1 protein-coding gene and 2 pseudogenes are annotated in these 4,456 nt (G+C 64.7%); all 3 read right to left on the bottom strand.

The features are described from left to right. Positions 1-197 precede the first annotated feature (197 nt). Positions 198-1,067, bottom strand: a pseudogene (locus ACFWBT_RS41985) (IS5 family transposase). Positions 1,068-1,396: 329 nt separating this feature from the next. Then, positions 1,397-4,051, bottom strand: coding sequence for a LuxR C-terminal-related transcriptional regulator (locus ACFWBT_RS41990; protein WP_385709801.1), 2,655 nt, complete (start codon positions 4,049-4,051; stop codon positions 1,397-1,399). 318 nt (positions 4,052-4,369) lie between these two features. Continuing rightward, positions 4,370-4,456, bottom strand: a pseudogene (locus ACFWBT_RS41995) (IS5/IS1182 family transposase); the annotation flags it as partial.

Consider the following 4,456-nt stretch of genomic DNA (forward strand, 5'->3'; position numbering starts at 1 on the left):
CGTTGCTCTGAACGCCCGCACGCAGCCACCACCCGGTCCACCAACCCCGGCGGATACACCCACGTCAGCAGACCCAGACCCGATAAGTCCGACGCGCTCGAAGCCACCCCAACCACCCCCGGGACCCACTGCCAACCAGCCTACGCCCACGACAAAAGCAACGGCATTGCTCTTAGAGGTCGTTTTCTCCCGTTGTTTTATCCCGGAATCTGCTGTTTGGTCTGCGGTGTCGGGTCGCGCCAGGAGATGGTGTTCTCGCTGGCGAGGCGGCGGGCCATGAGGTCGGTCATGGCGATGTGGATCATGGCTTCGGAGCGAACGGACAAGGTCTCGTAGTCGCGGGCCAGGCGGCGGTGGAGCATGAGCCAGCCGTAGGTCCGCTCGACCGCCCACCGCTTGGGGATCGGGGTGAATCCCCTGGTCCCGGGCTTGCGTTGAGTGATTTCCATGTCGATGCCGAGGGCGGCTGCGTGCTCGACGAGGTGCTGACGGTAGCCGCCGTCGACCCACACTTTGCGGACGCGGGGATGTTCGGCGGCGACCCGGTCCAAAAGCTGGGTGCTGGCGATGGAGTCCTGCACGCTTGCCGCGTTTACCAGTACGGCGAGGAGAAGGCCGACGGTGTCGGTGACGATGCTCCGCTTCCGCCCGACGATCTTCTTCCCGGCATCGACGCCCTGGCCGGAGGCGGGCACGCTGGTGGAGGCTTTCACGCTCTGCGCGTCGATCACGCAGGCCGACGGTTCGGCCTCCCGTCCTTCCTTCTGTCGTAAGAGTTGCCTGAGCAGGCCATTGAGCTGGGCGAACACGCCTTCCCGCTGCCACCTGGCGAAGTAGCCGTAGACCGTGTTCCAGTGCGGGAAGTCATGCGGGAGGTAGCGCCACTGGACCCCGGTCCGGTCCACATACAAGATCGCATCCATGATGTCGCGCAGGTCATGCTCGGGTGGCCGGCCGAAGTCCAGGGCCCTGCCGCGGCGCTCGAAGCGTCAGGCAGCCAGGACCGGCTCGACCAACTCCCAGCGAGCATCGGACAGATCACTCGGATACGGACGTCGCATTGTCACACTCGGGGCGTATTGCTGCGAAGCGAGTGCGCCCAGCGCACCGCAATGCCGACAGAAGCATGCAGGCAGTGAAGCGGACCTTCTGGAATGAGACAGGCACAAGTCGTATCCCGCCCCACCCGTCACCCCATCCGACCTGCGTGCCCCAACCGCACCGAAGCTAACTCCCGCACCACATTCCCGACCTTCAAGAAATTGTCTATTTGCGGGCAGGCAGATGAAAACGACCTCTTTAACGAGCCATTGCCCCGCTCCTCTCTGGGCAAAGAGGGAGGCAGCGCCCCGCTCCGCTGCAGGTCACAGCTCGAAGGGGCTGCCTTGACACCGGATCAACCGGTCTTGGGCTCCAGAGTGTCGGCGAGTTCGCGACGTGTCGCGACACCAAGTTTGGTGTAGGCGTGCTGCAGGTGATTGTCGACGGTACGCGGTGACAGTTTCAACGCGGCGGCGATGTCCTTGCTGCTTACGCCTGCGGCGGCGAGGAGCGCGATCTCGTGCTCTCGGGCGGTCAGGACGGCGGCGGCCTTCGCCGTGGTCAGCAAAGGAGTCCGGGCTTCCTGGCAGCGCGCTGCGAGTACCTGGGCTCGATGCGCAGCGGTAGCGGCTCGATGGGGCTGTCCCGCTCGCCGCCAGGCCGCCGAGGAAGCTGATGCGGCTTCGGCCGCCAGGAGATCGGCGCCGATCTTCTCCAGTTCGTCGGCAGTGGCCAAGAGTCGTTGAGGATCGTCCGCAGCCATCGCTTCCGCCAGATGTGCGCGGGCAGCCACGAAGGTGCCGTCGCAGTCGTGTGCAAGCTCCGCCAAGCGGTGCCTGACCTCTTTTGCTCCCCCCAGCCGGGCCACATCAGTGAGCAGCAGCGCTTCGGAAGTGATGTGGCCCGTTCTGCGAGCTGCTCTGGCAGCCTCCGTCAGTACCGTTCGCGCCTCTCCCAGCCGGCCTCGCACGGCCAGCAACCATGCCTCTCCAAGACGTTCTTCACCGGCCGAGAGCAGCACGGGTTCCAAAGGCGGAAGGGTGCGGTGCTCCGACAGTGCGTTCTCGGCCGCTGCCAGGTCACCCAGGAGCGCTGCCGATGCCGCAAGTCCGGCGAGCACTAGGCGAAGGACTTTGGCGTGGTTGATGGCACGGGCGAGGGCCGCGGCCTCAGCCCACCAGTGGCGCGATGCGACGGGGTGACCTGAAAGCCATTCCATACGTCCGAGGAATACCGCCATCCATACCTGCACAAGGGTGCCATCGACGGCAAGTTCAGCGAAGACCTTCTCTCCCTCACGCCGGGCATCTGTGAGACGGCCTGACTCGGTGAGCGCAAACACGAAGGGAATCCGCTGGACGGCAGGATGCGATACGAGTGCCCTCTCATCGACCTGCAGATGGACGGCATAGGCATGTTCGGCCAGGGCCACTGCCTCGTCCGCACGGCCCACTGCTGCCAGCCCTGCCGGTTTCATCAGGGCTCCGCGCAACCAAGCGTTGATGTCGGCCGCATCTGCGGCATCGGCTTCCAAAGACTCCAGCAGAACGAGCCCTTCGAGAGGCTGGCCAGCCACAATGCGAAGAAAGCCTTCGTTGATCCTCAACAGGTGTCGGCCCACCGGGTTGGCGATCCGGTCGAGCGCGGCATTGTTCACAGCAAGGGGCGCGGTAAAGGAGGCATTGCTCCACAGCAGACTCGAGGCTCTTGCCAGCGTGACGGCGAGCGTTTCCTGTTCATCGGCTGCTGCTGTGTCGGCGTCGACCAGCACTTCCTCAGCGCGTTCCCAGCGCCCCATCTGAAAGTAGGCCTCGCCGAGCATCAGGAGCGTGGCGTACGATCGCTCTGCCTGCGGCAGCGCCTCCAGCAGGGCGACGACCTGCTGGTAGTCATGAGCATGCCGGGCAAGGACGGCAGCTCTCGTAAGAAGCTCCGGGTCGGCGGTACCTGTAGCGGCCAGCCGCCAGATCGCGATGTGCAGAGCATCGTCGCGACGTCTTGCACCGTGAGCCAGGGTGCGCTCCACCTGGTCCAAGAGCATTGCCCGGCCACGCAGGGCCATGTCGGTCCGAAGGACTTCACCATACAGCGGGTGCTCCAGTGTCACCATTGTGCGCCGTTGATCGCTCGTCATTCTGATGAGCCGTGAGTTCTTCAGGGCTTCCAGAGCGTCGGGCTCGATGACGGCCTGGGCATCGGCTAGCGGCAACGGCTCGCACAGCGCCAATAGTTCCAGGACCGGCCGGCCAGCCGGGTGGGCGGCCGCCAGTCGAGCGCCGACCAGTTCAGCGAGCCTGGGCGTGCCTGAGGGGTGTCCCTCGGCCAGTTCCCAGATTTCTCCATCGCTGGTCAGGGTTCCAGCCGCCGTGGCGCCGAGGACCAGCTCATGGAGGTACAACACGTTGCCGTCTGATGCCTCGTACAGCTCACGGAGAGTACGGCTGCCGACCGGCCCCCCCAGTATGGTCCGTACAAGATCATCCGACTGGTGCCGTTCCAGGTCCGCCAGTTCGATGGGATGCATGGACTGCTCGTCGCACAAAGCTTGGACTGCTTCCGTGAGCGGCTCCCCAGTGCGAACCACGCAGATCAGCCGGACTGCCTTCGCCTCGATCAGCTGCCGCAGCAGCAGTGTTGAGACTGCGTCCAGCAGATGAAGGTCATCTACCATCAGCGCCCATTTGTGTCGATGGACTCCGGTCAGGGCGCTCATGATCTCGGCAAAGCCCTGCACGGGATCCGAGAAGTCCACTCCTGGTGGCAGCAGATGTGCAATCGCGCCGAGCGGAACCATATGCGCAGCCGCTGACGCGGTTGCCCGGCCTCCCTCAAAGCCGAGGCGTACAGCCTGGGCCAGGCACTCCTCAGCCAGTCGCGATTTACCGACCCCGGCGGGTCCCGAAATTACGAGCCCTGAGCACCGCGGGTCCGCCCACACCTTGGTGAAGGTTGCCAGTTCCTTTGCCCGCCCCACCAGAGGCCACCGTACGGAATCGACCGGCATGTTCATGGCAATCTCCCGAGCGATCCCATGCCCGGCCAGAGCATCCGGGCCTACCCACGCGCAGCCTGCCCACCAGCATCCACTCTACTCGGCGGGATCCCGCCGAGTAGGAACCGCGGAAATCGGTTCCTCTTCCTGCCGTCTTGCAGGAGCCCCGTTCGGGCGCGCCCCCTGCGACTGCGTCCCCTGACAGGCAGGTTCGATCGGCCGGGCAGGCACTCCGACCGCACCCCGCCAACCTTGGCCTTGAACCCTTGCCCGCGGACCACTCATGCTTATCAAGCAACCAGCACATACCGATGAGAAAATATTCAAGGAGCACTTTCAGTGTTGCCTCTCCAGGGTGAGGACGGCTTTGGCGATGACGGTCATGCGGTTGGGGCTGATGCGGGATCTGCGGAAGATCTGCCA

The organism is Streptomyces sp. NPDC060027 (genome assembly GCF_042737005.1).
Classification (GTDB): Bacteria; Actinomycetota; Actinomycetes; order Streptomycetales; family Streptomycetaceae; genus Streptomyces.

Bases quoted from the DNA above. Each gene is read 5' to 3' on its own strand.
- ACFWBT_RS41990 (WP_385709801.1), bottom strand. From the start codon at position 4,051: ATGAACATGCCGGTCGATTCCGTACGGTGGCCTCTGGTGGGGCGGGCA.